General features: G+C 55.2%; 2 rRNA genes (1 of these 2 cut by a window edge). Both read right to left on the bottom strand.

Annotated features, from left to right (window positions below):
• Positions 1–186: 186 nt before the first annotated feature.
• Positions 187–301: ribosomal RNA gene (gene rrf, locus FJ986_RS30265) — 5S ribosomal RNA — on the bottom strand.
• A gap of 272 nt (positions 302–573) precedes the next feature.
• Positions 574–2,500 (bottom strand): 23S ribosomal RNA (locus tag FJ986_RS30270); it runs 884 nt beyond the window's last position.

Genomic DNA, 2,500 nt, shown 5'->3' on the forward strand with positions numbered 1-2,500 from the left:
TTTCTGCTTCGATCTCTGGAAGCAGGTGTTTTCTGCTTCGATGTTTGGAAGCGGGCGATTGCCTGCTTCGCGCCGCCAAATTGAAAGGGCCGCTTACGCGGCCCGTTGTCCCGTTGGCGGGCCTGTTCGTGAAGAGAAGATTTCACATCCATCCGATTGGATGTGAGTTTAACGTGCGTTTGGCAGACCTGGCAGCGACCTACTCTCCCGCGTCTTGAGACGAAGTACCATCAGCGCTGGAGCGTTTCACGGCCGAGTTCGGAATGGGATCGGGTGCAGCCGCTCCGCCATAACCACCAGGTCGGCAAAACGCACGTTATTCGAGAAGCTGGGTTAGGGATTGGGCAGTAGGCAATAGTGAATAGGGGATGCCTATTCGCTATTGGCTCGTTGCTCTTCACCTGTCTTTTTGTGCCTGAGCGACATCCACAGTTTGCTTTCGGGCGAAGCCCGCAAGCGCGACTGCGCGTCGCCGGTCGTCCGGCGCCCTCGCGGAGCATAGGCCCGTAAGGGCCGCTCATGCGTGAGCGCTGGCCAGACCATCGTGTTTCACGATGGGCATAAGGAATGAGAACGATCAAGCCGATCGAACTATTAGTACCGGTAAGCTTCAAGCGTTGCCGCTCTTCCACACCCGGCCTATCAACGTGGTCGTCTTCCACGGTTCTCAGGGAATACTCGTTTTAAGGTGGGTTTCCCGCTTAGATGCCTTCAGCGGTTATCCCGTCCGGATATAGCTACCCTGCTATGCGGCTGGCGCCACAACAGGTCCACCAGAGATCCGTCCATCCCGGTCCTCTCGTACTAGGGACAGATCCTTTCAATATTCCTACACCCACGGCAGATAGGGACCGAACTGTCTCACGACGTTCTGAACCCAACTCACGTACCGCTTTAAATGGCGAACAGCCATACCCTTGGGACCTGCTCCAGCCCCAGGATGCGATGAGTCGACATCGAGGTGCCAAACAACCCCGTCGATATGGACTCTTGGGGGTCATCAGCCTGTTATCCCCGGCGTACCTTTTATCCGTTGAGCGATGGCCCTTCCACGCGGGACCACCGGATCACTATGACCGACTTTCGTCTCTGCTCGACTTGTCAGTCTCGCAGTCAGGCAGGCTTATGCCATTGCACTCAGCGAACGATTTCCGACCGTTCTGAGCCCACCATCGCGCGCCTCCGTTACTCTTTAGGAGGCGACCGCCCCAGTCAAACTACCCACCATACATTGTCCCGGACCCGGATAACGGGCCGCGGTTAGACATCCATAGTGATAAGGGTGGTATTTCAAGGGTGGCTCCACCTGAGCTGGCGCCCAGGTTTCAAAGCCTACCACCTATCCTACACATGCCACTACGAATGCCAATGTAAAGCTATAGTAAAGGTGCACGGGGTCTTTCCGTCTAACCGCAGGAACCCCGCATCTTCACGGGGAATTCAATTTCACTGAGTCTATGCTGGAGACAGCGGGGAAGTCGTTACGCCATTCGTGCAGGTCGGAACTTACCCGACAAGGAATTTCGCTACCTTAGGACCGTTATAGTTACGGCCGCCGTTTACTGGGGCTTCGATTCAGAGCTTGCACCCCTCCTCTTAACCTTCCAGCACCGGGCAGGCGTCAGACCCTATACGTCGCCTTGCGGCTTCGCAGAGCCCTGTGTTTTTGATAAACAGTCGCTACCCCCTGGTCTGTGCCACCCTCCTCTGCTTGCGCAGAAAAGGGTCACGCTTCTTCCGAAGTTACGCGTGCAATTTGCCGAGTTCCTTCAGCATAGTTCTCTCAAGCGCCTTGGTATACTCTACCAGACCACCAGTGTCGGTTTCGGGTACGGTCTATAAGGAGGAGCTATTTCCTGGAACCACTCCGCTGCCCGTTCAATCCGATAAGATTGGACAACTTGTGTGATCCGTCACTACCTCCAGGCCCACGAATATTAACGTGGTTCCCATCGACTACGCGTTTCCGCCTCGTCTTAGGGGCCGGCTAACCCTGCTCAGATTAGCTTTAAGCAGGAACCCTTGGTCTTTCGGCGGGGGAGTCTCTCACTCCCCTTACGTTACTCATGTCAGCATTCGCACTTCTGATACCTCCACCACCCCTCACGGGTATGGCTTCATCAGCTTACAGAACGCTCCGCTACCGCTCGTGATTGCTCACGAACCCTAAGCTTCGGTGTATGGCTTTAGCCCCGGTACATTTTCGGCGCAAAGACCCTTATTTAGACCAGTGAGCTGTTACGCTTTCTTTAAATGATGGCTGCTTCTAAGCCAACATCCTGGTTGTTTTGGGATCCTCACATCCTTTCCCACTTAGCCATAACTTGGGGACCTTAGCTGTAGGTCAGGGTTGTTTCCCTTTTCACGACGGACGTTAGCACCCGCCGTGTGTCTGCCGACTAGTACTCCCAGGTATTCGGAGTTTGGTTAGGTTTGGTAATCCGGTGAGGACCCCTAGCCCATCCAGTGCTCTACCCCCTGGGGTATTCGGTCGACGCTC

This window comes from Mesorhizobium sp. B1-1-1 (assembly GCF_006442955.1).
In the GTDB taxonomy this organism is placed as follows: domain Bacteria; phylum Pseudomonadota; class Alphaproteobacteria; order Rhizobiales; family Rhizobiaceae; genus Mesorhizobium.